Annotated in this window: 24 protein-coding genes; 10 read left to right on the top strand and 14 right to left on the bottom strand. The window is 67.6% G+C overall.

Annotated elements, in window-relative coordinates:
* Positions 1–83 precede the first annotated feature (83 nt).
* Positions 84–1,655, top strand: coding sequence for an amidohydrolase family protein (locus OG587_RS31095; protein ID WP_329081406.1), 1,572 nt, complete (start codon positions 84–86; stop codon positions 1,653–1,655).
* A 254-nt stretch (positions 1,656–1,909) separates the two neighbouring features.
* Here OG587_RS31095 and OG587_RS31090 read toward each other — a convergent pair whose 3' ends face one another.
* The 4 genes from OG587_RS31090 to OG587_RS31075 form a co-directional block, all read right to left on the bottom strand.
* Complete coding sequence (locus OG587_RS31090) at positions 1,910–3,124, bottom strand: RNA-guided endonuclease InsQ/TnpB family protein (protein ID WP_329094065.1); 1,215 nt, start codon at positions 3,122–3,124, stop codon at positions 1,910–1,912.
* A complete protein-coding gene (locus tag OG587_RS31085) occupies positions 3,070–3,654 on the bottom strand; it encodes a helix-turn-helix domain-containing protein (RefSeq protein ID WP_329081404.1) in 585 nt (194 codons plus the stop codon). The genes OG587_RS31090 and OG587_RS31085 overlap by 55 nt, the downstream gene beginning before the upstream one ends.
* A 742-nt stretch (positions 3,655–4,396) precedes the next feature.
* Complete coding sequence (locus OG587_RS31080) at positions 4,397–5,416, bottom strand: recombinase family protein (RefSeq protein ID WP_443075640.1); 1,020 nt, start codon at positions 5,414–5,416, stop codon at positions 4,397–4,399.
* Positions 5,417–5,962: 546 nt separating this feature from the next.
* A complete protein-coding gene (locus OG587_RS31075; protein WP_329081400.1) occupies positions 5,963–6,601 on the bottom strand; it encodes a TetR/AcrR family transcriptional regulator in 639 nt (212 codons plus the stop codon).
* Between the two features lie 61 nt (positions 6,602–6,662).
* On the opposite strand from OG587_RS31075, the gene OG587_RS31070 reads away from it, so the two are divergent.
* Together OG587_RS31070 and OG587_RS31065 are read left to right on the top strand one after the other, a co-directional pair.
* Positions 6,663–7,331: a class I SAM-dependent methyltransferase gene (locus tag OG587_RS31070; protein WP_329081399.1), complete on the top strand. Its 669-nt coding sequence runs from the start codon at positions 6,663–6,665 to the stop codon at positions 7,329–7,331.
* Positions 7,332–7,698: 367 nt separating this feature from the next.
* Positions 7,699–8,118, top strand: coding sequence for a DUF4158 domain-containing protein (locus OG587_RS31065; protein WP_329081397.1), 420 nt, complete (start codon positions 7,699–7,701; stop codon positions 8,116–8,118).
* 332 nt (positions 8,119–8,450) lie between these two features.
* On the opposite strand, the gene OG587_RS31060 is transcribed toward OG587_RS31065, so the two are convergent.
* A complete protein-coding gene (locus tag OG587_RS31060) occupies positions 8,451–9,095 on the bottom strand; it encodes a TetR/AcrR family transcriptional regulator (protein ID WP_329081395.1) in 645 nt (214 codons plus the stop codon).
* A gap of 90 nt (positions 9,096–9,185) precedes the next feature.
* Between OG587_RS31060 and OG587_RS31055 the strand changes: the two genes are divergently transcribed.
* The 4 genes from OG587_RS31055 (at position 9,186) to OG587_RS31040 (ending at position 13,234) form a co-directional block, all read left to right on the top strand.
* Positions 9,186–10,151 carry a ketopantoate reductase family protein gene (locus tag OG587_RS31055; protein WP_329081393.1) on the top strand — a complete coding sequence of 322 codons (966 nt, stop codon included), beginning with the start codon at positions 9,186–9,188 and terminating at the stop codon, positions 10,149–10,151.
* Positions 10,152–10,311: 160 nt separating this feature from the next.
* Positions 10,312–11,517, top strand: coding sequence for a cytochrome P450 (locus OG587_RS31050; RefSeq protein WP_329081392.1), 1,206 nt, complete (start codon positions 10,312–10,314; stop codon positions 11,515–11,517).
* A 38-nt stretch (positions 11,518–11,555) separates the two neighbouring features.
* The gene (locus OG587_RS31045; RefSeq protein WP_329081390.1) at positions 11,556–11,750 is read left to right on the top strand and encodes a ferredoxin; all 195 of its coding nucleotides are present in this window, start codon (positions 11,556–11,558) and stop codon (positions 11,748–11,750) included.
* 155 nt (positions 11,751–11,905) lie between these two features.
* A complete protein-coding gene (locus OG587_RS31040; protein ID WP_329081388.1) occupies positions 11,906–13,234 on the top strand; it encodes an IS630 family transposase in 1,329 nt (442 codons plus the stop codon).
* A gap of 309 nt (positions 13,235–13,543) precedes the next feature.
* On the opposite strand, the gene OG587_RS31035 is transcribed toward OG587_RS31040, so the two are convergent.
* The 4 genes from OG587_RS31035 to OG587_RS31020 all read right to left on the bottom strand — a co-directional run bounded on the left by OG587_RS31035 (position 13,544) and on the right by OG587_RS31020 (position 18,824).
* Entirely contained in the window at positions 13,544–14,596 is a 1,053-nt protein-coding gene (locus OG587_RS31035) for a hypothetical protein (RefSeq protein WP_329081386.1), read from the bottom strand.
* Between the two features lie 907 nt (positions 14,597–15,503).
* The gene (locus OG587_RS31030; protein WP_329081383.1) at positions 15,504–16,550 is read right to left on the bottom strand and encodes a tyrosine-type recombinase/integrase; all 1,047 of its coding nucleotides are present in this window, start codon (positions 16,548–16,550) and stop codon (positions 15,504–15,506) included.
* An 89-nt stretch (positions 16,551–16,639) separates the two neighbouring features.
* On the bottom strand, positions 16,640–17,710 hold the full coding sequence (locus tag OG587_RS31025) for a TniQ family protein (RefSeq protein ID WP_329081381.1): 1,071 nt from the start codon (positions 17,708–17,710) through the stop codon (positions 16,640–16,642).
* A gap of 220 nt (positions 17,711–17,930) precedes the next feature.
* Complete coding sequence (locus tag OG587_RS31020) at positions 17,931–18,824, bottom strand: hypothetical protein (protein WP_329081379.1); 894 nt, start codon at positions 18,822–18,824, stop codon at positions 17,931–17,933.
* Positions 18,825–19,261: 437 nt separating this feature from the next.
* On the opposite strand from OG587_RS31020, the gene OG587_RS31015 reads away from it, so the two are divergent.
* A complete protein-coding gene (locus tag OG587_RS31015) occupies positions 19,262–20,419 on the top strand; it encodes a hypothetical protein (protein ID WP_329081377.1) in 1,158 nt (385 codons plus the stop codon).
* Between the two features lie 337 nt (positions 20,420–20,756).
* A complete protein-coding gene (locus OG587_RS31010) occupies positions 20,757–21,617 on the top strand; it encodes a recombinase family protein (RefSeq protein ID WP_329081375.1) in 861 nt (286 codons plus the stop codon).
* A gap of 44 nt (positions 21,618–21,661) precedes the next feature.
* Here OG587_RS31010 and OG587_RS31005 read toward each other — a convergent pair whose 3' ends face one another.
* A complete protein-coding gene (locus OG587_RS31005) occupies positions 21,662–22,141 on the bottom strand; it encodes a hypothetical protein (protein WP_329081373.1) in 480 nt (159 codons plus the stop codon).
* 94 nt (positions 22,142–22,235) lie between these two features.
* Positions 22,236–22,964 carry an SDR family NAD(P)-dependent oxidoreductase gene (locus OG587_RS31000; protein WP_329081371.1) on the bottom strand — a complete coding sequence of 243 codons (729 nt, stop codon included), beginning with the start codon at positions 22,962–22,964 and terminating at the stop codon, positions 22,236–22,238.
* 336 nt (positions 22,965–23,300) lie between these two features.
* Here OG587_RS31000 and OG587_RS30995 point away from each other — a divergent pair, with 336 nt between their 5' ends.
* The gene (locus OG587_RS30995; RefSeq protein WP_329081369.1) at positions 23,301–23,765 is read left to right on the top strand and encodes a type II toxin-antitoxin system PemK/MazF family toxin; all 465 of its coding nucleotides are present in this window, start codon (positions 23,301–23,303) and stop codon (positions 23,763–23,765) included.
* 173 nt (positions 23,766–23,938) lie between these two features.
* Here the strand turns inward: OG587_RS30995 and OG587_RS30990 are convergent, their stop codons facing one another.
* The 3 genes from OG587_RS30990 to OG587_RS30980 form a co-directional block, all read right to left on the bottom strand.
* Positions 23,939–24,136 (bottom strand): ferredoxin, encoded by a 198-nt coding sequence (locus OG587_RS30990; protein WP_329081368.1) that lies wholly within the window; start codon positions 24,134–24,136, stop codon positions 23,939–23,941.
* Positions 24,137–24,143: 7 nt separating this feature from the next.
* The gene (locus OG587_RS30985) at positions 24,144–25,367 is read right to left on the bottom strand and encodes a cytochrome P450 (protein WP_329081366.1); all 1,224 of its coding nucleotides are present in this window, start codon (positions 25,365–25,367) and stop codon (positions 24,144–24,146) included.
* Positions 25,368–25,517: 150 nt separating this feature from the next.
* On the bottom strand, positions 25,518–26,426 hold the full coding sequence (locus OG587_RS30980; protein WP_443075639.1) for an RNA polymerase sigma-70 factor: 909 nt from the start codon (positions 26,424–26,426) through the stop codon (positions 25,518–25,520).
* Positions 26,427–26,587 lie beyond the last annotated feature (161 nt).

Below are 26,587 nucleotides of genomic sequence, written 5' to 3'. Positions count from 1 at the left end.
ACGGGGGAGGACGGGATGGAGCGGAGCATGGCGACGGTACAGAGTCGAGAGCGTCAACTCGTCCGTACCGAAAGTTGGTCATCATGTCCCAGGAAATCTCTCGTCGCGCCTTGCTGACCGCCGGGATCGCCGTGGGGGCAGTCGCCGGTCTCGGCCGGTCGGCAGCCGCCGAAGCCGGAGGGAACGGCGGCGGCACGATCGCCTTACGCAACGTCACGGCGATCGACGCGACCGGGTCACCACCACGTCCGGGGCTGACAGTGATCGTCAAGGATGGGTGGATCACTGCTCTGGGCCGGGCGCGTGATCTCCGAATTCCGCGCGGGGCGCGGGTAGTCGACGGCACGGGCAAATTCCTGATCCCGGGATTGTGCGACATGCACGTCCACAGCGTCGATGCGGAGGTGGAGCAGGTGTTCGCGCCGCTCTTCCTCGCCAATGGGGTCACCACGGTCCGGGAGATGGCCGGAACGCCGTTCCTGCATGCCTGGCGACGGCGGGTGGAGCGCGGTGAGGTGCTCGGGCCGCGGTCCGTCATCGGCAGCCCGCTGCTGGACGGAAAGCCGTCATTGTGGGAAGGCATTCCCGGCGGCGCCAGGTATTTCGAGGTGACGAACGAGGCGCAGGCACGTCAGGCCGTGCGGCAGGTCAAACGGGACGGCGCTGACTTCGTCAAGGTCTACTCGCGACTGTCCCGCGACGCCTTCCTCTTCATCGCCGACGAGGCGCGGCGGCAGCGTATCCCTTTCGCCGGGCATCTGCCGGACGTCGTGCCGCTGCGGGAAGCCTCCCAGGCCGGGATGCGCTCGGTCGAGCACACCTGGGGGGTTTGGTACGCCACATCGAGCCGGGAGGCCGAAATCTACCGAGCGCTCGCGGAGATCAGGGTCGGCGGGGGCGACTACAACGGCTGGTTCAACCAGATCCACCCGCTGGACTGGATGGCCGTCAACAGTCACGACCCGGGCAAGGCCGCCGCCGCGTACGCACAACTGGCGGCCAACCGGACCTGGCAGGTGCCCACTTTGATGGCGAATCAGGTCATCGCGATGCCCGATGACTTCTCGGGCGCCGACGAACGACTGCGGTATGTGCCTCGTTCGACCGCAGAGACCTGGATCTTCATGGTTGAGGAACTCTACAAGGCAGGCCGCACACCGCAGATCGCCTCCCAGCATCGGCAGCTGTTCGAGCACCGGCTCCGGGTGGTCGGGGCGATGCATCGCGCGGGCGTGCCGATCATGGCCGGTACCGACACCGCCGCCGCGTATACCTATCCAGGATTCGCGCTGCACGACGAACTGGAGCTGCTCGTGCGTGCCGGGCTCACCCCGATGCGGGCATTGCAGTCTGCCACCGTCGAGCCGGCCAGATTCCTCGGCCGGCAGGACTGGGCGGGCACGATCCGAGAGGGCAAGGTCGCGGACCTGGTACTGCTGGACGCCGACCCACTCACCGACATCCGCAACACGCGGCGGGTCCATGCCGTACTGGCCGCCGGCCGCCTGATCTCGGCGGGGCAACGCGAACGCATGCTTCAGGACGTGGCCGCGGCGGCCGGGGACATGCTGCAATCGCCAATAGCCTTTGCGGGTCGCCATGACGACCACGCGGCCCGAACGAGAACTCGACCACGGCACCAGGACAGCCGCTGACGTAACCCCAGAACTCACGAGACAAGCTACCTGGCAGGCGAGTGTCGCCGCCGGAACGCACACGCTCAAAGTCGTCAACACGTTCTCGGCCGTCAGCGGCATCGTGATCGATACCGGATACGACCTAAGGGCAAGCACGGCGGCCGGCCGCCGGTCATCACCGACGACATCCCCCGCCCCCGCCGCACCCGCATCCGGCGCCCAGCCGATCTACTCACCCCAGAGGAAATCGACCTTCGGCAACGTCTCCGGGATCAGGTCCTACGGTCCTCGGAGACCGATTGACATCCACTCCGCCCTAAAGGGACGGAGATTCCGGTCTGCCGCGTGTGCGGCTCCTGGCGGGTTACTGCTTCTTCGCGCGGTGCCGGGATCGCTCCCGGTCCTACCCGCGCTCCACAGTCGTTTAGTCTCTCCGCCTGCCCGGCGGCGAGAATGTTGACCGCCGCGTTGACGTCCCGGTCGTGGCCGGCCCCGCAGGGGCAGGTCCACGACCGGACGTTCAACGGCATCGAATCGGTGATGGTCTCGCAGGCCGAGCACAGCTTCGACGACGGAAACCAGCGGTTGATCTTGCCGAAGTGGCGGCCGTATCGCTTCGCCTTGTACTCCAGCATGGCGACGAACTGCGACCAGCCCGCATCATGCACACTCTTGGCCAGCCTCGTGCGCGCGAGACCGGACACGGCGAGATCCTCCACATACACCGCTTGGTTGTCGCGGATCAACGTGGTGGAGAGCTTGTGTGCCCAGTCGCGGCGCGTGTCGGTCACCTTGGCGTGCGCCCTGGCGACCTTCAGCCTGGCCTTGGCCCGGTTCGCCGACCCCTTCCGCGTGCGGCTCAACGCCTTCTGTGCCTTGCGGAGCTGCTTGGCCGCCCGACGCAGAAAGCGCGGGTTGGCGACCTTCCGGCCATCGGAGGTGATCGCAAAATGGGTGAGACCCAGGTCGATACCGATCTCGGGACCCGTCTCGGGCAACGGTTCGTTTGAGGTCTCGACGACGAACGACGCGAAGTACCGGCCCGCCGAGTCCTTGACCACCGTCACCGATGACGGGTCCGAGGGCAGGGTCCGCGACCAGCGCACCTCCACCTCACCGATCTTCGGCAGCCGGAGTCTCCCGCCCGCCGTGACCGTGAATCGGGCATTCTTCGTGAACCGGATCGCTTGGCGGGAGTCCTTGCGGGATCGGAACCGGGGTGGGGCAATCGTGCGGCCCCTGCGTTTGCCGGACAGGGAGGCGAAAAAGTTGCGGTAGGCGGTGTTCAGATCCGCGAGCGCCTGCTGCAAGAGCACGGCCGACACCTCGCCCAGCCATGCCCGCTGCGGCGTCGCCGTGGCCCGCGTGATGACGTGTTTGGACAACTCCCCGTCCGAGATGTACGGCAGGCCCCGCATCCGGGCGTCCTGCCTCAGGCGCAGCCCGTCGTTGAACACCGTCCGCGCGCACCCGAACGCCCGCGCCAGCGCTTGACGCTGACCCGGCGACGGGCGGACATGGTCTCAGCAATGCCGCGGCCGGTCACCTCGGCTGCGAGTTCGCTGCGGCTCCACCGGGACAGGGCTGTACCGGTTTCGGCAGGCAGTTGGCATGCCAGAGCTTTGACCTCGGCGATCTGCACGGGGGTAAAGGTTCGTGGACGGCCGGAACGCGGCCGGTCGGCCAATCCCGCCAAGCCCTCCTCGGCGTAGCGGCCACGCCACAACCGGACGGTGTCCACCCTCACCCCCTGCCGACGGGCGATCGTGTTGTTGGAATAGCCGAGCGCGGCGTCGAGCACGATCCTCACGCGAACGACCTGCTGGAACGGTGCGGTACGAGAGTGGGACAGCTGCTTGAGCCGCCTGCGCTCGGCAGCGGTGAGCACGATCTGACGGGCACGGAGAACAGGCACGCGGGGACTTCCACGTCGATCCGAGGGGACCTGTTGAGGATCTTCCCGGACCTGGCGGCTGCGCCTGATCGACACGCCGAGACAGGGCAGGATGACCTGCATGCCCGCCATTCCTGCCTCTACCAAGACCTCGCTGGCCCAGCGCCTGCGTCGGCACGCCTGCCAGAACTGACCCCAGCTCACCGGCCTGCACGTCCGCTACCACGGCCAGTTCGCTTACGTCGAAGGCGAACTCGCCGATGGACAGCGGCTACCCCTCATCCGCCTTCGCTACGGCGGCTCGGCTTCCACCTGGGGATTCGGCCTCTACCTCGCCAGTAGCGGCAAATACGAAAACCAGATCCTGCCCACCGGCTTCACCGCAGGCAGTCCCCAAGAAGCTCTCGGCTGCGCCTGCGGCCTTTACCTCGGCCACGGAACCAACGTCAACCCCCGAGGAACTTACGCCCGGGACCACTAAGCCCTGACCTCTCCGGGCAGGGCTTAGCGCACGATCTGCCTCCGCTGTTCCTCAACCCTGGAGCAACCGGCCACCTTCGCCGGGGTCACCAGAGCCCGCCAGGCGCTGGATGCCGTCCTGGCCGACCCCTGCGGCGGGTACGTCCCCGGCACCCTGGTGTACCTGGCCGACGGCGGCCTGGCCGTCGTCACCGATGCCCGGTGGAGACCTGGGCGAACGCCCCGACCGGCTACCGCGTCACGCCCGCCGAGATCGGCCGCCTCGAGACCACCGTCGACGCCGACTAGATCACCGCCGCCCCCGAAGGGGTCCCTGTAGCTTCGGCCGGAAATCCAACAGATATGCCTTTGGCCTGCATAGACAACAGGGCTCAGGTCTGGCCTATCAGGCTGAGACCTCTGCATAAGCACAGGTGAAAGGCATATCCGTTGGATCCTGCGCCATTACTACCGGGACCCCTTGCAGGAGGGCGAAGTCGGCGTGAGCCGCCTCGACGGCTTCGGGGTAGGCCTGTGTCTTCTCATGCTCGGCGAGGGCCCGGTAGATGCTGGCCAGGGACGGGTTCTCGCCTTTGCGTTTGCCGGTGGGGATGATCAGGTCTTTGCGGATGTCTTCGACGCGTTCCCCGGCGGCCTTGCGGCGTAGCACGGTGTGCAGCATGTCGTCGAGGATCACAGGGGGGCGGCCGCCGTGCTTGCCCTTGCGGGCGGCGGCGTCCAGGCCCTCCAGGGTGGACTCGCGGATGGCCTCGCGTTCGGTCTCGGCCATCGCGGCGAAGAAGGCGAACAGCATCCGGCCCGGCCCGGACGGATCGTAAATCCCGGCGAGCGGTCCGGCGAGCATCTCCAGGACCAGGCCGTGCGCGGTCAGGTGGTCGGCCAGCGCGGTGAGTTCGGCGGCATCGCGGCCCAGCCGCTTCATCTCATACACCGTCAGGATGACCCGGCAGTGCGGGGCGTGCGCCTTGATCTGCCGGGCCAGTGCGAGCGCCGCCTCGAACTGGGGGCGCACCTTCATCCGGGTCGAGATCTTCTCGGAGAAGATCTTCTCGCGCGGAATCCCGTGCGCGGCCAGCGCGTCCAGTTGTGACTGCAGTTCCTGGGTGAGAGCGGAGCAGCGGGCGTAGCCGATCCGGATGTCCGCCGTCGGCCGGTCGTCACGCAGCGGTGCGGGCGGCGGCGTACCCGGCCGCCAGGGCTGGCCCGGGTTCCGGTCGGAGGGGGTGATCACCCGCAGCAGTTTGGCCAGCCGGGGCACCTTGGCGAACCGGCCGGTGTGGTAGGTGCCGGCCACCGCGCCCGAACGCGACCGGCACGGTGAACCGGGTGCTACGGCGCATCGCGGGCACGGGTGACGCTCGACCTCATCAGCGTCACAGGTGTATTCCTCGCCGATGGCGGACATCGGGGCGGATTCGGTGTGTTCGCGGGATTCCGGGGCCTGAGCCATACCCCAGATGCTCTCACAAACATTTCCCAGAATACGATGATCCGCCGACTTGCATGAGAACGAGTTCTGAGAAGAAATCAGCTTCTCTGGCGATCACAACCGGCCCTGCGAAGCCTCCTGGTGATCTTCTCTGGCAATCGAGGGTTTCTGAGAATCAAGCCTGGTCTTTTTCTGGGCATCAGACTGGGCATTTCATGGGCAAGCCTCGGACCCCGCAGCGCGCGAACCCTCTGACCCGCATCGGAACGGTAGGCGGCGGACCTCGCCGACGGCACTTCCTCGGAACCCGCGGGGTGCGTCAGCCGTATGACAGGGCTGGGGCGCGGTGGGCCTTGCCGGGTGACGTCGGTTGTATCTCGCCGCGCGCTCCTGGCTGGCTGATGCCGGTCGGTGTCGACGTATCGAGACCCCGGCGGCGGGCATCCGTAGAACCACCGTGTTCCACGCGCCTGCCCGTGGGCCGAGGCCCCTTCCCCGGCCGTTGGGGTGACGTCCGTCCGCCTACCCAGGGTCGGCGCAGAGCTGGGAGATCAAGGCGGCGCGGGCCCATGCTTCCCACGTGTCCGGTGACCAGTCGCGGTCGCGGACGAAGATCAGGTAGAGCTGCGGGCTGAGCAGGCCGAACAGCAGGTCCGCCGCCATCTCGACGGAGAGGCCGGGACGGGCGTCGGGCTTGCCGGCCAGGGCTTCGGCCGCTGCGTACTGCACGGTGTAACGCGGGTCGGGACCGTCCGGCCATTGCGCGGCAATCTCGGGGTCGGTGGCCGCGGCAGCCGCGATCAGCGGCATGATCGGGGCGACTCGGCCCAGGATCTCGCGGGTGCCGCGGACGTGCGCGCGCAGTTGCCCGGCCGCGGTGGGCTCGGCGCACGCGGCGCGAAACCACTCACGATCCATGGTGGCGACAGGCTCGGCGTCCCCGGCGATGGACGTGTCGACGACGTCCTTGAACAGCGTGCGCTTGTTGCGGAAGACGAAGTAGACCGTCTGGACGGCCACGCCCGCCCGGTCCGCGACCTCCTGCAGGCTCGTCGCTCCGTAACCCCGCGCGACGAACAGCTCGCGAGCCGCCTCGACGACCTTTTCACGGGTACGGCGTGAGCGCTCGGCTCGCTTGTCCGGCCGCTTGACTCGATCCATATTGCGAGTATATCTCTAGAGTATGCCACTAGAGTTCAACTCTAAGTTCTTGGAGGAGACGATGGACCAGCCCATCACCACCCAGAAGCCAGGCCCGGACCTGACCTCACCGCAGCGAGACCAGGAGGAGGAGTCCGTCCACCGCGCACTGGAGGGCTACTATCACGCCGGCAAGCCGCCGTGGGACACCGGCGTGACACCGCCCGAGCTGGTCGCCCTGGTTGAGGGACACGGCGCGCTGCCGCCCGGCCGCGCCCTCGAACTCGGCTGCGGCACGGGAACCAACGCCATCTACCTCGCACGGCACGGCTGGGAGGTGGCGGCCGTCGACCTGATCGACCGCGCCGTCGACCAGGCCAGGGAGAAGGCCGAGGCGGCGGGAGCGGCGGTACGGCTGCTGCACGGAGACGCCACCCGCCTCGACGAGCTGGACGCGCCCGGCCCCTTCGACCTGTTCTTCGACCTGAGCTGCTACTGCGGGATCCCGCTGCACCGCCGCGACGCCTACGCCGCCGGGCTCACCCACCGCGCCGCTCCCGGAGCACGGCTGCTGATGTTCGGGTACGGTCCCGAGCCGCTCGGCAATCCGATCCCCGAGGTCACTTCGTGGGCGGCGGGCGTCACAGCCGACGAACTTCGCGCCAGGTTCGCCGGCTGGGAACTACTCGACGTCACACCGGGCACCAACTCGGTGCCGACCTTCTGGTTCACGCTGCGCCGCGACGCCTAGAGAGTCGGTCATGTAGCTGAACGGGCTCCTGTTTCCCACCCACTCCCCGCAGGACAGGCACGTGCAGAGCCAGGTGGCTCTGCATGGAGCCAGAGCACAGGCGCGCACTTCGGACACGCGTGCAAGGCGACCGTCATGAGCCTGACGACGATGATCATGGCTGGCGCGAGACTGACACAATTCAGCACGCAATCGGTCACGTCGATCATCTGATCTGACCGCTGCTGATATCCGAGGGCGCCCCCGCCGCGCCGTGCGCGGTGGGGGCGCCCTCGCATGCCTGGAGGCTCCCATGCCGGTCAGTTTCCTCACCGCCGAGCAACGCAGCTGATACGGCGTCTTCAACGCCGTCCCCGACATCGCCCAGATGGGCGCCTTCTTCCACCTGGATGCCGACGACCGGCGCCGGGCGATGGCCGCCAACGGCGCCCGCAACCAGCTCGGCTGGTCCCTGCAACTGGGCACCGCACGGTTCTTGAACTGCTTCCTGGACGATCCCGAGGACGTTCCCGCCGCGGTGGTCGACTACGTCGCCGAGCAGCTCGGCCTGCAGGCCGCCGATTTGAAGGGGTACGGCGAGAAGGAGGCCCGCTGGGATCATCAGAAGCAGATCCGCAGCAGCTACGGCTTCACCGCCTTTGAAGGCGAGCAGTGGTTCGCGCTGGCCTGCTGGCTCTACAAACGGGCCTGGACCACAGGCGAGCGCCCGATCGTGCTGTTCGACCTGGCCACCCACCGCCTGGTGGAGGCGGGGGTGGACCTGCAGTGGAACCGTTTCGTACGGTAAGCGCCTTCCCGCAGGCCAGGGCGGGGTCCGAACAGGGCCCGTGCGGGGTCGTTAGCGTACGTTCCGGTTCCGGCGCAGCTCGCCTGTGATCATGGTTTCGGGGTGGATCGGCTGGTGGGGTGACGCCTGGTGATGGTGATCTTCGTGTCCGAAGTCCTACAGTAACGGACAAGATCAAAAATTGGCTGTGAAGGTGGTCGCCGACCCTCTCGGGAGCGTCCAGAAACCCTCACGTAGAACACAGGATCATCGCCCCCCAAGCGATCACACACCGGCGTTGGGCGTCACTCTTCGCTCAAAATCATTCTCATCGCCAACGGCTGTTCCTGGGTTCAACTCGATGCCGTGCCGCTGTTTGCACCTCGTGCACCTCTCCTTCCGGAAGGCGTACGGATGGCCACCTGGGCTGAGTGCGAGCTGCGAAGCCCGTCCAGCACGAGGGTGATGACACCGTCGGCCTCGGCCCGCCAACCGGGGCGGTCATGGGCCGCACCGATGCCGTGCAGCGCCATCATCACGGCACCGGCGTCCACGTCGTCGCGAACGGTGCCCTCCCGCACGGCGGCGGCCACCAGGTCGGTGACAGCCTGCTCCAGCGCCCGGCTGCCCTCGGCGAGGGCGCCCGAGCGGGTGGCCATGAGCGTGGACAGCGTCCGGGCCAGGCCCTCGTGGGCAGCTATGTGGTCGACCATGCCGCGTAGGAAGGTCGCCAAAGCCTCCGCCGCGGGCAGCGCGGCCCGCAACTGGCGGACACGGTCGCACAGCGCGGCGATCTCTCCGTGGTAGACCGCCTCGGCCAGCGCCTCCCGGGTGGGGAAGTGGCGATACAGCGTGCCCGTGCCCACCCCGGCCAGACGGGCGAAGTCATCGAAGCGCAGGTCGAAGAAACCGCCGGCGTCGAAGACCTCCCGGGCGGTGGCGAGCAGGGCGTCGCGCTTGCGCTGGGCATCGGCCCGCAGGGGCTTGTCGGCGGTCATGCGCTCCCTCGCGTTGACAAATGGAGATGACCTCCATATTTTGGAAAGTGGAGATTGCCTCCAAATCGATCGTACCCCACGAGGTGCAGCGTGAAGATCCTGATGTTCGGCCGAGGCGTGATCGCCACCATCTACGGCTGGGCCCTGCGACAGGCGGGACATGACGTCGAGTTCTACGTCCGGCCGGGTCGCGCGGAGACGTACGGGGACGCGGTGGACCTCGACCTGTTCGATATGCGGCGCCGAGTGTGGGGGCAGCGCGTCGCCGAGAAGTGGCCGGTGCGCTACCGCGAGGCGCTGGAGCCGGACCACGACTTCGACCTGATCGTGCTCAGCGTGCCCCACCATCGCCTCGCGGGCGCGACGGCCTTCCTGGCCCCGCGTGTCGGCCAGGCCACGGTGCTGATCTTCGGCAACCTCTGGACCGAGCCGCTCGCCGCCATCGGCGCACTCCCCGCCGACCAGATCGCCTGGGGCTTTCCCCAGGCCGGTGGCGGTTTCGGCGCGGACGGCGTACTCCACGGGGCACTGCTGCCGTCGGTCATCTTCGGCACACTCGACCGGCCCCCGACCAACCGGGAACGGGCCGTGCGCCAGGCGTTTCGCGAGGCCGGGCTCCGGATCAAGGAGCGGCCTGACTTCCGTGGCTGGCTGTGGGTCCATTTCGCGTCGGATGCCGGCATGTTCTCGCAGGGCCTGCGGCTGGGATCCCTGTCCCAACTGGCCGGGGCAACGGGCGACCTGCGCGAGGCGCTGCTGGCCGGCCGCGAACTGCTGCCGCTCCTCCAAGCGCGCGGCCTCGACCTGCGACGGCACCGGGGCGGTGTGCTGCCGTTCCGGGCGCCCACCTGGCTGACGGCACCCGTGCTCGCCTGGCTGACCGCTCATGTCGCGCCCGCGCGCGTGAGCCTCACGGCGCACTCCGACCCCGACGCCGAGGAGCCGCGTGAGGTCTGCCGGGACACCCTGGCCGAAGCACGACGGCTGGGCATCTCGGTACCACGACTGGAAGCGGCGGAACCGCACTTCGCCCGTGAGGGGACGGGTCGGGTCTGAATCCACCGATGTTGTCGGTCCCGGTGGTCCGTTGCCGCTCCTTGGTCCGCCGCGTCCCAGAGCCAAACCCGGTCGCACCGGTCGACCAATTGCCGTTCACACACGGCTTTTCGCTGTCCAGCCTCTATCGCCTGTCCGTGACGTCGTGGAAGGAAAAGTCATGACTACCGCCGAGAAGCACGAGTTCCCCATGGCCCGTACGTGCCCGTTCGCGCCGCCGCCGGCGTACGAGGAGATCCGCGAACAAGAGCCGGTCTCGCGGGTTCGTCTGCCCGACAGCGGGTGGGCCTGGGTGGTCAGCCGCCACGAAGACATGCGAACCGTGTTGAACGACCGGAGGTTCAGCGCCGACCGGCAGCATCCGGACTTCCCAGCGCTGGTCGAGGGCGAGGCGGCGTCTCGGCGGCCGGACGAGGAGCGCTTCCTGATCGCCATGGACCCGCCCGAGCACGGGCCGGCGCGCAGGGCCGTACTCGGCGAGTTCACGGTGCGCCGGTTGGAGGCGCTGCGGCCGCGGATCCAGGAGATCGTCGACGGGCAGATCGACGCGCTGCTGGCCGGGCCGCGGCCCGGTGACCTGGTGGACTCGCTGTCGCTGCCGGTTCCGTCACTGGTGATCTGCGAGATGCTGGGTGTGCCCTACGCCGACCATGAGTTCTTCCAGGAGAACACGGTGAAGGTGATCAAGCAGTCGACGCCGCCCGAGGAGCGGTGGGCGGCGATGGAGGCCATCCAGGGCTATATGGCCGACCTCATCGCGGAGAAGGAACATAACCCGCCGGACGACCTGCTCGGGCGGCAGATCGTCAAGCTGCGCGCGGACGGCACCTACCGGCGGACGGCACTGGCCGGCATGGGCTTGCTGCTGCTCGTGGCCGGCCACGAGACGACGGCGAACATGATCTCGCTGTCGACCATGGCGTTCCTGCGCAACCCGGAGCAGCTCGCGATGATCAAGGCCGACCCCGGCAAAACGCTCAACGCAGTCGAGGAGATGCTGCGATACTTCACGATCATCGACGTGGCGACGGCCCGGCTGTGCGTCGAGGACATCAAGGTCGGCGGGCAGCTGATCCGCGCCGGCGAAGGAGTGCTGGCGCTCGGTTATTCGGCCAACCGGGACCCGCGGGCATTCGAGAACCCGGACGAGCTCGACATCGAACGCGGCGCGCGCCACCACGTCGCGTTCGGGTTCGGGCCGCACCAGTGCCTGGGCCAGAACTTGGCTCGGATGGAGCTCCAGATCGTGTTCGACACGCTGTTCCGCCGCGTCCCCAGCCTGGAGCTCGCGGTGGATGTCGACGAGCTGCCGTTCAAGGACGACGCGAACATCTACGGCCTCTACCAGCTCCCGGTGACCTGGTAGAGGACGAACTGCCATCCCCACCTCAGGAGGAGAAGGCCATGAAGATCATCGTGGACACCAGCAAGTGCGTCGGTGCCGGACAGTGTTTGCTCACTGAGCCCGCGCTGTTCGACCAGAGCGAGGACGACGGCACAATCATCGTGCTGAACGAGACGCCGGAGGGCGAGCTGGTCGAGAAGGCACGCGAAGCGGCGCACGTGTGCCCTAGCCAGGCCCTCTCCCTGGAGGAGTGAGTCAATCCGTGGATGGCCGACCAGCCTGAAACGATCATGCTGGTCGGTGTGGGGCGCCAAACGGCGCGTCTTCGCTCGAACAGGGCGAACTCGCACGATGCGGCACTAGTGTCCTGCGTCTGAAATGCGGTGGGTAAATCAGTATCCTGATGTGTATGGGACATCCAGGGCCGTCGGCGGTGCAGATTGTATTGACCGAGATCGAGCGTGCGCGGCTTCAGGGGCTGACGGCGCAGGCCGGTGCGGCGGCCGGTCGGGCGAGGATCGTTTTGGCCTGCGCGGAACCTGGCGCCAGTAATGCGCAGGTGGCCCGGAGCCTGGGCGTGGCCGTGGCCACCGTCCGCCGGTGGCGGGCCACCTTTGCCCGCGAGGGCATGGACGCATTGTCCGACCGGCCCCGAAGCGGGCGGCCGAAGGCAGAGCTGACACTGAGCGCCGAGGAACGTGCGACACTGCAACGATGGGCGCGGCGGACGACGTCGGCGCAGGTCCTGGCGATGCGGTCGAAGATCGTGTTGGGGTGTGCCGACGGTGAGGACAACCAGCAGATCGCCGAGCGGTTGCGGGTGCACCCCGACACGGTCTCCAAGTGGCGGTCACGGTTCTTACGGCTGCGTCTGGAGGGGCTGGTCGACGAGCAGCGGCCCGGCCGGCCGTCGTCGGTTTCGCTGGATCGGGTCGAACAGGTCGTGGTGGCCACGCTGGAGCAGACGCCCAAGGGCGCCACGCACTGGTCACGGGCTTCGATGGCCCAGCGCAGCGGGTTGTCGAAGTCGACCATCGGGCGGATCTGGCGCGATTTCGGACTCAAGCCGCACCTGGCCGACACCTTCAAGCTGTCGACCGACCCGCTGTTCATGGAGAAGGTCGTCGATGTCGTCGGGCTCTATCACAACCCGCCCGAGCGGGCGGTGGTGTTGTGCGTGGATGAGAAGTCCCAGATCCAAGCCCTGGACCGCTCGCAACCGGTGCTGCCGATGATGCCGGGCATGCCCGAGCGCCGCACCCACGACTACGTACGCAACGGCATCACCAGCCTGTTCGCCGCGTTCAACATCGCTGATGGGACCGTCATCGGCGAACTGCACCGCCAGCACCGCGCCGCCGAGTTCAAGAAGTTCCTGATCACCATCGACAAGACCGTCCCGGTGGAGCTGGACATCCACCTGATCTGCGATAACTACGGCACCCACAAAACCCCGGCGATCAAGGCGTGGCTGGCCCGCCATCCCCGCTTCCACATGCACCTCACCCCGACCGGCTCCTCATGGATCAACCAGGTCGAGCGCTGGTTCGGCTTCCTGACCGACCAGCTGATCAGGCGCGGAGTCCACAAAAGCGTCCAAGCCCTGGAAAAGGACATCCGCGACTGGATCAGCCAGTGGAACGACAACCCCCGGCCATTCGTGTGGAAGAAGACCGCCGAAGAGATCCTCGAATCACTCGCCCGATATTGCCGACGAATTTCTGACGCAGGACACTAGATCAGCCACACCCGCAGCGTTTGATCGTCGTCGGGATCGAGCTCGACCCGGTAGCCAGCCACCAGCAGCGCGGCCTCATATCGTGCCAGCTCCTGCGCGGAGATGCCGGTGTTGTCGGCACAGGCGATCAGGAAGGGCGCGCCACCCTGCCCGCCGTCACCGAATCGTCGTCAAGATCGCGTTCGTAGCGCCAAAATCCGGACCGATCCTCCCCGAAGGCCAACAGCGACTCGGTCGGGTCTCCGGCGATGACCGCCGAGTCGATCTCCCACGCCCGCGACCTGGTGACCCGGCTGGGCCCGGCCGGGCTCAGCCGGGCCCAGCCCGCAGCTCCGCGGTGATCGCGCGTTCCCTGAGCTGGGCGGACTCGGCGCGCAGCGCCTCCATCTGGTCGCGCAGATCCGACAGGCGCATCTGTTCCATGGCCAGCCGCATGCGCGCCTCGTCACGTTCGGCGAGTGCCTCGGCGGCCTTGGCCGCCGCGCGCTCCCCCGCTTCGGTGATCTTCTCGGCGGCCCGTTCCTCGGCTTTGACCACCCGGCGCGCCGCCCGCTTCTCCAGCTCGGCCGCCTGCTTGTCCACTCGTTCCGCCCGCGTGCGCGCCTCGGCCGCCTCGGCCAGAGCCTGAGCGCGCGCGGTCGCCTCGGCGTCGGCGCGCGCCAATGCCCGGTCCCGCTCCGCTTCGGCCGCGTCGGCGCGCGCCGACGCGGCCGAAGCGACACGCTCGGCCTGGCCTCTGGCCCCCTGCGCGCTCCTGGTCTCCTCCAGCGCCCGGTCCCGCTCGGCGCGCGCCTGCTCGGCCTGCTCCTGGTCGTGGACGGCCCGCGCCCCGGCCCGGCGCGCCTCGGTCTCGGCGGCCTCGACCCGCTCGGCCATCTCCCGCAGCGCCGCGTCCCGGGCCGCCTCGGCCCGCTGGGCCCTGCGGGTGGCCTCCTGCTCGGCCTGCCTGGCCCGGCGTTCGGTGCTGGCCGCCTCGTGCAACGCGGCCAGCGCCTGCTCCCTGGCGGTCTCCGCGTCGGCCAGCGCGGTGTCGCGTTCGACGTTGGCCTCCTCCACGCGGCGCGTCATCGCGTCCCGCTCACGCCGGGCGTGCTCGGAAGCCTCCCGCGCCAGCCGTACCTGCTCGAAGGCCTGTTCCCGCTCGGTGCGCGCGATCGCCACCCGGGTGTGCGCCTCGGCCTGCACCGCGCTCACCTTGGCCTCCACCCCCGCCGGGCTCAGCTCCTCCGACAACACCTGCGCCAGCGGCGCGATCGCCGCGATCATCCCCTTCTCCATGCGCTCGTAGAACTCCTCGGCCCTGGCCAGCGCCCCCTCAAGCCCCGGCGTCGCCCGCCGCATCTCGCGTTCGCGCTTGGCCACAGCCTGGCAGTCTCCCTGTGCGCAGTACGCTCTCGGCCGCCCGCGCCCAGGCCGCTGCTCGATCGGCGTCCCACAGTGTTTGCACGGCGTCATCGCGCCCGGCTCCTGCATGGCAGGAGCCTAGCATCTCCGATTTTCCAGAAATCAAAAATCAATAAACAAGATCTGTTGCGTCTAACCCCGACTACAGTAACTACCGGGAATGTAAATTCCCGCAAGTTACAAGCCAGGTGGACGAACGGGTGTCCCGTCTCACTTGTCCCGTCTCACTCAATCTGAGGCAGTCTCACTCAACCTGAGGTATTCGGCGTTTTGTCTCACCTATCTGAGGCATGATCATCATGGGCTCAACCGTGCCGTTGGCCTCGCATGACGAGCCAAAAGCCCAGCTCAGAGGGGTTTTAGGCAACGATGGCAACCGGATGGGGGGCCAAACCGAAGCGAGACTTCCGTGAAGGCACTTCCCGAAGATCCGTTAGGTCTCGTAGATGGCTCTGCGGCCGGACAAAAAATAGCGTCCTCCTGCATCGAGCCGAGACTCGTCTCATCCAATCTGAGGTATCTGGTGTTTTGTCTCAGCTATCTGAGGCATGATCGCTTACGGTCGCCGTACCGTGTGCAGCATCGCCCCACTTCAGAAGGGGTTTTCTTGGCAGGTGGACGGCCCGCGAAGGGCCAAGCTGGGGTTGCGGCTTCTCTGTGGCCGTTCCTGCGGTGGCCCTCTCCGCCCTCCGTATCGGCCTGAGCGTCTCATCCAATCTGAGGTATCTGGTGTTTTGTCTCAGCTATCTGAGGCATGATCGTCGTTTTTGCTTCGCGGTGAGCGGCCTGTGTAGAGGCATCAACGCTGCTCAGAGCGTTGTCACTGGGTTGGTCTGTGCTGGTGTCGTGTGTTTTTGGGGTGGGTTTACAGGCCGACGTTTCGCATGGCGTTGTCGCGCCAGCGGTCGACGGCGCGAATGTAGCGCAGCACGACCGGGGAGGTGGGAGCCCAGCGGCCGTGCTTGGCGATGACGGAGACGGGGACGCCTGCGGCGTAGGCGACGGTGGCGCCGCCGGCGCGCAGGCTGTGCGCGGTGAAGGTCTCTGCACTGGGCACGCCGGCGCGGATGGCCAGGGCGCGGATGATGACGTTGACGGCGTCGGCCCCCAGGCGGGAGCCGAGGTTGCCGTGGCGGTCAATGCGGCGCAACAGCCGCCCGGAGGCGGCTTCGGCGTCGGTGAGCACGGCGATCCAGTCGGCCCAGGCGGCGACGGGATCGGTCAGCGGGTGGCTACCGCGCGGGATGGCGATGGTCTCACCGTGGCTGTCTTTGTCGGTTTTGGAGGTGCGGATGGTGACCTCCAGCCCGTCGTGGACTTCCCGGATATCCTCGCAGGTCAGGGCGACCAGTTCGGAGCGGCGGCCCATCAGGGCCAGGCCGAGCACCAGCAGTAGCCGGTCGCGGACGCCGATGCGTGTGCGCAGGTCGCAGGCGCTGACCATGGCGCGCAGGGCGTCGATGCTCACCGGTGGGGCTTCGCGCTGGCCGCGGGTGCCAGCCTCGGCGCGGGCGCGTTTGTAGGCGCGCAGGGCCAGGCGGGCGGCGTCGGTAGGTGGCTGGTTGGTGTGGCCGGCCAGGCGGTGCATGGTGCGCACGCAAGCGAGGGCCTGCTCAATACTGGCTGGGGCCTGGTCGGCCGCGCACAGCGTCTCGACGTATTCGGCCAGTGTGTGGCCGGTGGCGGGCAGTGAGAGGCGGCCGTGGTTGGTGCACCAGAGGGCGAAGGCCGCCCATTGGCGTTCGTACGCGCGCCGGGTGTTGGCGGGTACACCATCGGCGATGCGAGTGCGGGCCGCGGCACTGAGCGTGTAGTCCGCCGCGGTGTGTCCCGTACTGCCGTCGGCGGGTGTGACCAGGCCGTCGAGGGCCTGCTGTCCTGTGGGGACGATGTGCCCGTCGTAGATCACCACTGTTGTTCCGTCTCGTTCAGCGTGCGGCCGGATGTTTACTTGATCTGCGGCGACTTGTATGGCATGAAACGAATCAGCAAGAAAATGCTTCATTGATCCTGGGGCATGTCAACGGATTCACGGGGTGATTGTGTTCTCGCTCTGGCCTGGATGATTTCGGCAAGCTGGTAAGCATGGCGGCTCGGGCCATCGAGGACCCCGGCACGCAAGAGCTTTTGCTCGAGCACATCGGTGCGAGGATCCTCATCGTCTAGGGCATTTGAGCGCCGAAGACGCTCTGTGATCCAGTAGTCGAAAAGGTTTGGACCGTCGGCCTTCCGTAGTTGTTCGTTGATCCAATCGGCGAGAGGTTCGAAGTGACCATAGTAGGACTCGGTTGGCCAGATGTAATCCGAGGCGACGGTGCGCTGGACCTCCGCGATGAAGCGATGGGGAAAAGGAAGGTTTTCAAGGGTCATGGCCTGCCAGTAGGGCGAGGCTAGGATTCTGGTCAAAGCGATGACCTGAGGGTATGTCGCAGCGTAGATCGTTGGATCGTGCCGTCGGAAAACCTCTTTCTCTCCGTGGAAGATGGTCATCCGGCGAGAGAAGCCATCGTCATGAGAAAAGCGTTTATGCCATTGCGTGCAGATCGTTTCCGCTTCTCTATAGGCATAGTCAACGCGCTTCTTGCCGTGGCGCCGAATGAGACGCCGATGGCGTTTGGCAGCTTGCAGGATTTCGGGCTGGTAGGTCAGATCGGGCTGGGAGGAGCCGGACCTGATGGTTCCGGGGCCGGTCCACCGGCGGTGCCGCAGGCAGACGGCCTCCTCATAGCGTTGCCAGCACCACACGGCCTCCCGGTGTCCCCGGGTGAGTGTGCACTGCCAGCAGGCCATTGTGTTGTTGACCGTGGCCGCAGAGCGTCCGAGGATATCCAGCTCGTCTGCGGAGCACAGTTCAACAATGGCGTAGCGGAGCGTGCGTGCCGGTATGCCACTGAGGGCGGCCAGCCGTTCGACGGGGACGTTCGCCGATTCGCGGTGACTTTCGGCGAGATAGCTGCGCAGTGCTCGGTCGTCGAGCCGGTTGGCCCGGGAAAGCCGGTTCAGGTAGGAGGTGAGCGTCTCATTGGGGAACGGGGCAACGGTGCGTGGCAGTGGACGCAGCGCCGTTTTCACCGATGGCCTCGGGCGGTCAGCGCCTGGCGCTGTGGACGGACCCCCATCGGCTGGATCATATCGGCGATGCCTCCCAGCGGTTGGATGGGGCACCGTGACGGCGACAGATCGCGCTCATATGTCCCGTTCTCGGTGCGGACTGTCACCTGCCCAGCCGGAGCATGGCCGGACCGAATCAGCGGGCGGCCATTTCCTCGATCATGGCGCATCAGCTGCGGGTTCACGGGCGGGGCTGGGTGGTGGCCATAGACCGAATGGCGGCGGCCAGTCGGCGGGAGCGATCCTCGGAAGCACCTATCCGCCGCATTACTTGCTCGAGCGGGTAGGCATGTAGGTCCAGGCCGTCTAGATCGCCTGAGCGATAAATAATCTCTGCGTCGCGGTAGTCGGCCAGATCGGGGCCGTTTTGTTCTTGCAGCTCTTGATTGATCCAAGCGGCGAGCGGCTCGTAGTGCCCGTACGGGCGCTCAGGGAACCAAAAATATGCCGGGGCGACAGTGCGGCGTAGTTCTGCGACGAAGCGACGAGGGCGGAGAAGACTCTCCGGCGCCGCAGCGCGCCAATACGGTGAGGCCAGGAGGCGAGTGAGGGCGATGATTTGCGGATATGCTGCGGCGTGGATTGTTGCGCCATCCTTGGCGACACTCCATCCGTCCCCGTGGAAGATGCGCATCCTGCGATAGAAGCCCTCGTCCCAGGCAATCTTATTGGGCCATTGTTGCCAGATGCGTTCCGCGTCGTAGTAAGCGTAGTAGTTAACGCGTTCTTGGCCGTGTCGCCGGATAAGGCGCCGGTGCCGCTTGGCGGCGTGCAGGATTTCGGGCTGGCGGCTCAGGTCGAGTTGCGAGGAGCTGGGTCCGAAGGTTGCGGTGCCGATCCAGCGGCGGTGGCGCAAACAGATCACGTTCTCGCGCTGTCGCCGGTAGATCACCTCCTGCTGGCAGCCGCGGGCGAGCGTGCACAAATGGCAGGCCACGGCGACGCCATACATGGGCGCAGGACGCCCGGCGATCTTCATATCGGCCAGTTCCTCGGCGGAGCACAACTCCAGAATGGCGTAGCGAAGGGTGCGCTCCGGTATGCCACTGAGGGCGGCCAGCCGGTCGGCGGGCACTTTCGCCACCTTGCGGTGGTCGTTGGCGAGATGGCTGCGCAGCCACCCGGCCGAGCCGGTTGGCTCGGGCGAGCCGGTGCAGGTAGGAGGCGAGGGTCTCGTCGGGGTAGGGGGTGACGGGACGCGGGAGCGGTTGCAGCGACGCCTTCGGCAGCTGAGCCTGCGGATGGGCAGGCCCCGGCGGGATCGCGCCGGCGCCGTCTGCCGCCTGCACCGCCCCCACGGTGGGCGGTACGGGCTCCCTGCGCGGTGGGGGCGCCTCAGGTGGGTGAAACACGACGATTCCCCCTTCGGTGTCGGCCTCTCCCCCGGGCCGCTCTGACCCGCGATAAGTGATGTTATCGCGGGTCAGCCTAAACTCGCACCGTCCTTAGGTTTTCATTTTTTCGCGTACGAAAATCAATCGTTCGCGAACGGTACGCTGATAATCTCATCGAGTGATCGATGACCCTTCCGGCGCGCCTGAGCATCCCGTGAACCTCGACATGAGTAGCGACACCTCCGATACCAGACGGATGTGCGCCCGTTCTGGGTGCGTCAACCAGCTGGAGCCTTCCAGCCGCAGTGGCCGCCGCAGTGGCCGTCCGGCTCTGTATTGCGGGGACGCCTGCCGCGCCGCTGCGCACCGCGCCCGCACCGCCACCCACACCCCGCTGGTCACTGAAGCACTACGGCGAACCGGTGCGTTGAGCAGTGACCTGTTGAGCGCAGGTGAACAGTGGACGGCCCAACTGGCCGCTTTCACCGAAGCGTTGACCGCTGCGACTACTGGCGCGCTCACCCAGATCGATGCTGCCGAACAGGCCGCCGAAGAAGCCCGTGCCGCCGCGGCGGCCGCCGAACAGCGTGCCACCGAACGCATCACCGCTGCCGAACGATGCGCCGCCACCGCCCAGGAGAAGGCCGAAGCTGCGATCGCTGCAAGCGAAAAGGCCATTCAGCAGGCCGCCGCAGCGCAACAACGTGCCGAGGAGTCCGAACGGGCGGCTTGGCGCGCGGCCGGCGAGCACGAATCCGAACGCGCCCGCGCCCAACAAGACGCCACGGCAGCCGCTGAGCGCGTTGCCACCGCCGAACGCGCGGCCCGGCGGACCACCTCTGAGCGCGAGGCCCTGCAGGGAGTCCTGGACGCCGAACGCCGACAAGCCATCGCCGCGGCCGCCGAACACGATCGGCAGACCACCACGTTGAAATCAACGCTGGCCGAGCAGGCTACTACTCTTGATCAAGCGCGTACCGACCTGAAAGCCGTTGGTAGCCGCGCCGAACGCGCTGAGGCCACCCGTGAGCAGGCGTATCAGGAAGCTGAGGCGGCTCGCGCCGAGACCGGCCAGGTCCGTGAGGAACTCACCGCCCAAGCTCAGGCTCTGCAGCAGATCCGCGACCAACGCGATGAGGCCCGGACCGCCGCGGCGGTGGCCACCGCTCAATTGAGGACCTTGCAGCAGGCGCTGGAGCAGGCCGGCCACCGCGCCACAGCCGCCGAACAACGCGAGGCCACCGCGCAGCAGACAATCAGCCAGCTCCTCGCCAGCCAGGCCAGCGAAACCCATCCACCACAGCAGAGCCAGACAACGCCCGTACCCCAGGGATAGGCTGAACCGCCTCGGCTTTTATGGACGCTCTGATGGTCCCGCTGATCCTGAGGAACGTCCGGTCATGGCCCCCCACTCGGGTCCGCGCAACCAGCCCCAAAGTAGCTCTCTGTAATCGCCGCTACGTTCTGTCAGCAGTGCGGCGCTGAAGCGGCCGTTAGCGCTCGCCTGGCTCGCGGAAAATGCCCACACTCTCGGCCGTGTGGGCGGCGAGGTGTTTCATAAGCAGACACCTATGAAACACCACCTCCGGCTGGGCGCGTCCAGGGCAAACGCTGTTTCATGAGTCGGTGCAAACGCGTGGCCCCCTGAAACGCTCCTATGAAACACTTCCGGGGTGCACGACGACGACTTCCTCCGCGTGGAGGCCCACGACTGCCCGATGACCTCCTGCGCCGCCCCCGCCGGCTCGCCGTGTCGCACCGGCCGGGGCAAGGTGGCCGTCCAGTACCACACCGCCCGCTTCCGGCTCGTGCCCGCGCTCGCCAAGGCGCTCAACGTCCCCACCCCGGCCCTCCGCAAGCCAGGCACGGCCTGGGCCCAGCTACCTCGCCCCGCCGCGGCCGACGCCGAGCCGGCCGGGCACGCGCGGATCGGCTACGCCCGCGCCTCCACCCTCCGCCAGTCCCTCGACACCCAGCTCGACGCGCTCAAGGCCACCGGCGTCACCCGCGTCTTCGCCGAGAAGATCTCCACCCGCGCCATCACCCGCCCCGAGCTCGACAAGGCCATCACCCTGGCCCGGGAACTGCGCGCGGCCGGGGTGGCGGTCACGCTCGTGGTGCACGAGCACAAACGGCTCGGCCGCGGCCTCGACCTGGCCGCCCTCGCCGAGCAGCTGCGCGCCGCCGGCATCGGCCTGGAGTTCCTCACCGGGGAGCTGCAGGGCTCCCATGATCCCTCCGGCGTGGTGTTCACCGTCCTCGCGGCGCTATCCGGGATGGAACGCGAGTACATCCGCGACCGCACCCTGGAAGGCCACGAATCCGCCCGCGCCCGCGGCAAGGCCATCGGCGGCGCCGCCGTCGCCGACGAGAACATGCTGTCCATGGCCCTGCACCTGCGCGGCCAGAACCTCAGCCTGCGCGACATCGCCGCCCGCCTCGTCATCACCAGCGGTGCCAGGAAAGGCCGTCATCCCTCGGCCGCGACCGTCCTGCGTATGCTGCGCGACCACGACCAGCAGACCGCGATCTGACCGGCCGGGCCCGTCAAGGCCCGGGGGACGGCTGGACGCGCGAGCTATCGCAGGCGGATCGCCTCGGCCGCGGCGGCAGACCAGGTAGACCGGAACCCCGCCGGCGTCCAGCCCTCCACCAGGCGGTCGTCGGTCACCATGATCTGCCACTGGCCCGGGGCGACCATGCCCACCACCAGCCCCGGCAGCCACGGCCACGACGTCTCATCCTTGTCGTCGGCCGTCAGCGGGTGGCGGACCTGTACCGGCGACGCGTCCGGGAACGGGTTCGCCTGCCGGGCCAGTGCCTCCGCCAAGGTCTCCACGCCCAGCTCCAGGTCCGAATTGGCCAGCGTCGCCTCGATTGTGCCCGCGGCCAGCTCATCGGCCAGCGCCAGGATGACCGTGTTGCTTGCCGCAAACGCCTCCACCGCCGCCACGTACTGGTCGACCTTCGCGGCCGTGGCCGTGTTCAGGTCCTTGGCCTGCCGGCGGTCGCCGGTCTCGGCCCACAGCCACAGGTCATCGGGCTGCTCCCCGAACACCTGCCGCTGCGCGCGGGGTTTCGATGGGGATCCGGTCGATCAGGAGCCTGTGACGAACCAATCTTTGCTCATCTGTCTCTCCGTTCTGGGATGTTTACCAGGCGATGGGGCCGAGGCGATCGATGAAGATCCCGGTTGGCCCGTCAGAGGCGAGCGTCGCGAGCTCGATGATCGGATCACTGCCCTCGGTGACCGTCAGCTCGCCCGTGTGGATGTTCATGTCGGTGGCGGTGAACCTGCCGTTGGCGACCTCGCCGGGGGTCACGGCGTTGAACTTGATGGCCGGCAGCGCCTGGGCGTATCGGACGGTGATCATGTTCAGTGCCGCCTTCGACGAGGTGTAGGCGAGTTCGTACATCGTCGAGACGGCTTGCCTGGGGTCAGTCACGACGACGATAGATCCCCCGGCGCCGGTGACCATCACCACCCGCGGGTTGTCGGCCGCCTGCAACAGCGGCAGGAACGCGTGCGTGACCCGGACCGGCCCGTACACATTGGTGTCGTAGACGGCGTGGATGTCCTTGGCCGTCGCGTCCGCCGGGTTGACACCGCCGCCCGGCGTGCCGGCGTTGTTGATCAGCACGTCCATTCGGTCGGTGTGCTCCCGGACTAGCCGCACAGCCCCGGCCACCGACTCCTCCGAGGTCACGTCCAATGGGACCATGATGACGTGTGCGCCGTCGGCGGCCAGCTTCTGCGCGGCGGCGCTTCCCCTGCCCTCGTCACGTGAGCCGAGGAAGACCCTCCAACCCAGCCCTCCGAGCCTACGCGCCGTCTCGTAGCCCAGGCCTTTGTTCGCTCCAGTGATCAATACTGAGTTCATGTTCCCTCCTGACGTCGTTGTACTTGCGACCATGTGACGGTGCCGACCCGATTCCTGTGACACTGCCGAGGTGTGATGGAGGACACCAGCGGCGGTTGTCACAAACCGGCGGGATCGGCGTCTTGTGTGCGGGGTTCGACCCGCGCGAACCGACCAGCGATCCGGTCCATGGCCGCCTCGAACGCCTCCCGCCAACGGGCAGGGTCTATGCTGTGACCTGCGGCCACCACGTGATCGTTTGTCTTCACACATCGATGATCAACGGTGGCCGCACCCGTCTCCACAGCGCGTCAGGGTCGCACAGCGTCCGCCTGCCGTCCTGTGTCAGGAGGACATGTGCAACGTGGCGAAGTCTGGTGGGTCGAGTTCGACGAGCGGCGGCCGGTCGTACTGCTGTCGGAAGGCGACGCGTCCGGGATCCGGGTGATGCAGGTCGTGGCTCCGGCGGGCGTCGACATCAGCGGTCTGGGCGTCGAAGTGGCAGTAGGCGCCATGGAAGGACTGCCCTTTGAAGGCGTGCTGCGGTTCGCGTTCCCGTGTCCGGGATTTACCCCTTGCACGTGGCTGACTACCGTGTCCCGGGACGACCTGCTCGAGCGGGCGGGCGCCCTGCCCTACGCGAAACTCAACGAGATTGAGGATGCCCTCCGACTCGCTGGACAGGCGAAGGAGCGGACCCCGGCGACGACCGACGAAGCTCCGCGAGATAAGGGACGCCCTCCGTCTCGGTGGACTCGAGTAGTCGGGCAGGCGGAGAAGGAACGGACACCCCCGGTGGCGTGGTCGATCTCGTCCAGATGATCGACGCTGACCACCTGTCTCCTCGGCGCCCCTCCCCATCGAGATCACCATCTACGGCTGGAGTATCAACCCGGATTCGGCACCTTGCCTCCAGCGCGGATGCGCTGGAGGCAAGGTCTGACCTACCCGCCCGCTACGGGTACGGACGGATGCGTAGTCCACCCGGGGAGGGCTTACTCCTGCAGGATGGATAGGGCTCGGGATGGGCACAGGGTGGCGGCGTGGTGTGCCTGTGCGGCGCTCTGGTCGTCGGGGTGGTCGGTCAGCAGGGCCACGATGCCGTCGTCGTCTTGGTCGAAGACGGCCGGTTCGGTCAGGACGCACTGGCCGGAGCCGACGCAGAGACGGGTGTCCGCTTTGATCCGCATCATGTCCTGCTCACCAGGTGACCGGGAGTTCGTGGGCGCCGTAGATGACGGCGTCGGACTTGAACGGCAGGTCATCGACCGGTACGGCGAGCCGCAGGGCAGGGATGCGGCGGAACAGCGTGTCGAAGACGATCTGCAGTTCCATCCGGGCCAGGTTCTGGCCGAGGCACTGGTGCGGGCCGAAGCCGAAGGCGAGGTGGTGGCGGGCCCCGCGCTCGACGTCCAGGTCGGTCGGGTCCTTGAACGCCGCCGGGTCCCAGTTTGCCGACAGGGCCGAGACGATGACGCCCTCGCCGGCCTTGATGCTCACCCCGCCGATCTCCACGTCGTCGGTGGCCAGCCGGGAGGTGACCCCGTCGGCGATGGTGAAGTAGCGCAGCAGTTCCTCCACGGCCATGGGCGTCCTGTCCGGGTCGGCCTTGATCAGGGCCAGTTGCTCCGGGTGGGTGAGGAGCCCGACCACGCCGAGCGAGATCATGTTCGCGGTGGTCTCGTGGCCTGCGGTCAGCAGAAGGAAGGCCAGGCTCACCAAGCCCGCGTGGTCGAGGGTGCCCTCCTGGCGCTGCCGGGCGATTTGCCGGCCGAACAGGTCGTCGCTGGGTTCGGACTCCTTGCGGGTGATCAGGTCGTCGATGTAGGCGCGCAGTTCGGCGAAGGCTCGCCGGCGGTCCTCCAGCGAAGTCCGGCGCACCATCATGGTGGTGCGGCTTTGGAAGAAGTCGTGGTCGGTGTAGGGGACGCCGAGCAGTTCGCAGATCACCAGGGAGGGCACCGGCAGCGACAGCGCCTGCACCAGGTCGACCGGTCGCTGGTCGGCGGCGAGCAGGTCGTCGATGAAGTGGTCGACGATGGCCTGGATGCGCGGGCGCAGCGCGGCGAGGCGCTTGACGGTGAACTCGCCGATCACCGGGCGTCGGGCTGCGGAGTGTTCCGCGCCGTCCATGCCGAGCATCAACGGCGGCTGGCTGCGGAGCTGCTGCAGGGTCGCCGCGTCGAGGGTGAAGAGCGGGAAGCCGTCCTTGCGCTTGTCGGAGGAGAAGCGGCCGTCGACGAGGACGGTACGGGCCTCCTCATGCCCGGACACCCACCACGCCTCGCCGCCGCTGGCCAGGCGGACCTTGTTGATCGGCGCCTGCTCGCGCAGTTGCTCGTAGGCGGTGGGCGGGGCGAACGGGCAACCCCGCTCGACCGGCAGTTCCAGACCGGCGAGTTCGCCGGTAACGCTCTTTGTCATGAATGACCTCCCAGTGGGGGAATTTGTTCTGCTTGTGGCGGCCTCGGAGCGTGATCGACATCGCCGGTTCCGCGTAGGACGAGAGTCGCCTGTTGCGCCACCGTCAGGTCCATATCGCTCCGAGGCTGTGGGCCGGCTCGTCACCGGTGTTCATCGCAGGGTGAGCGGGGTCTCGGATGCGATGCGGGTCAGCTTCTGCGGGTTGCGGACGTAGTAGAGGCCGGTGATGCGGGCGTCCTCGACCCGGGCTGCTATGACGCCGTCGATGTCGCCGTCCACGCGCAGCAGGAGTGCCGGGTTACCGTTGACCACGATGGGTTCGCCGGCGAGCGCGATCTGGGCCTTGCCGAGGCCGCTGACGATCATGCGGGCCACCTTGTCGGCGCCGATGATCGGCCGCGGCGCGGCCTGCTTGACGCCGCCACCGTCGCTGATCAGGACGACCTCCGGGGCGAGCACGTCGAGCAGGCCCTGCAGGTCCCTGGTTTCGACCGCGCGCTGAAACGACTCCAGTACCGCCCGGGTCTGGCTCGCGGAGACCACCTCGCGCGGGCGGCGGGCGTCGACGTGCCGCCGGGCGCGGTGCGCGATCTGGCGCACGGTCGCCGGGGTCTTGCCGACCGCGGCCGCGATCTCGTCGTAGCCGACGTCGAAGACCTCGCGCAGCACGAAGACGGCGCGCTCGGTCGGCGACAGCGTCTCCAGGACGAGCATCAGCGCCATCGACACACTCTCGGCGAGTTCGACGTCCTCGGCCACGTCCGGCGCGGTGAGCAGCGGCTCGGGCAGCCAGGGGCCGACGTAGGCCTCCTTGCGGCGCCTCATGGTGCGCAGCCGGTCGAGCGAGCGCCGGGTGGCGATCTGCACCAGGTAGGCGCGCTGGTCGAGCACCTGATCCATGTCGACCTTCATCCACCGCAGCCAGGTCTCCTGCAGGACGTCCTCGGCGTCGGCGGCCGAGCCGAGCATCTCGTAGGCGACGGTGAACAGCAGGTTGCGGTGGGCGAGGAAGGCCTCGGTCGCCTCGGAAACGCAGGCCATCCGGCCGCCACCAGCCATCGGCTCGACTGTGCCCGTCGTTGCATCCCTGCACTCGTTCATACCTGGCTCCTCCCAGACCCGCAAATCCTGCTCCATGCACTAGGCGCCGGCGCCCACCGCTGTGTGACACCCGTGATCGGTGACACACGTCACATGACCGCTCTGTCACAGGGATCGGA

This window comes from Streptosporangium sp. NBC_01469, assembly GCF_036227305.1.
Taxonomy (GTDB): domain Bacteria; phylum Actinomycetota; class Actinomycetes; order Streptosporangiales; family Streptosporangiaceae; genus Streptosporangium.
Note: the sequence above shows the minus strand (reverse complement) of the source record. Positions and strands in the feature narration are given on the sequence as shown.

Coding starts and splice junctions, on each gene's coding strand:
- OG587_RS31085 (WP_329081404.1), bottom strand. CDS start 3,654: ATGCAGGTCATCCTGCCCTGTCTCGGCGTGTCGATCAGGCGCAGCCGC.
- OG587_RS31065 (WP_329081397.1), top strand. CDS start 7,699: ATGGGCGCCTTCTTCCACCTGGATGCCGACGACCGGCGCCGGGCGATG.
- OG587_RS31000 (WP_329081371.1), bottom strand. CDS start 22,964: ATGAACTCAGTATTGATCACTGGAGCGAACAAAGGCCTGGGCTACGAG.
- OG587_RS31060 (WP_329081395.1), bottom strand. CDS start 9,095: ATGACCGCCGACAAGCCCCTGCGGGCCGATGCCCAGCGCAAGCGCGAC.
- OG587_RS31045 (WP_329081390.1), top strand. CDS start 11,556: ATGAAGATCATCGTGGACACCAGCAAGTGCGTCGGTGCCGGACAGTGT.
- OG587_RS30990 (WP_329081368.1), bottom strand. CDS start 24,136: ATGATGCGGATCAAAGCGGACACCCGTCTCTGCGTCGGCTCCGGCCAG.
- OG587_RS31050 (WP_329081392.1), top strand. CDS start 10,312: ATGACTACCGCCGAGAAGCACGAGTTCCCCATGGCCCGTACGTGCCCG.
- OG587_RS31095 (WP_329081406.1), top strand. CDS start 84: ATGTCCCAGGAAATCTCTCGTCGCGCCTTGCTGACCGCCGGGATCGCC.
- OG587_RS31040 (WP_329081388.1), top strand. CDS start 11,906: ATGGGACATCCAGGGCCGTCGGCGGTGCAGATTGTATTGACCGAGATC.
- OG587_RS31070 (WP_329081399.1), top strand. CDS start 6,663: ATGGACCAGCCCATCACCACCCAGAAGCCAGGCCCGGACCTGACCTCA.
- OG587_RS30985 (WP_329081366.1), bottom strand. CDS start 25,367: ATGACAAAGAGCGTTACCGGCGAACTCGCCGGTCTGGAACTGCCGGTC.
- OG587_RS31075 (WP_329081400.1), bottom strand. CDS start 6,601: ATGGATCGAGTCAAGCGGCCGGACAAGCGAGCCGAGCGCTCACGCCGT.
- OG587_RS30980 (WP_443075639.1), bottom strand. CDS start 26,426: ATGGCTGGTGGCGGCCGGATGGCCTGCGTTTCCGAGGCGACCGAGGCC.
- OG587_RS31080 (WP_443075640.1), bottom strand. CDS start 5,416: ATGTCCGCCATCGGCGAGGAATACACCTGTGACGCTGATGAGGTCGAG.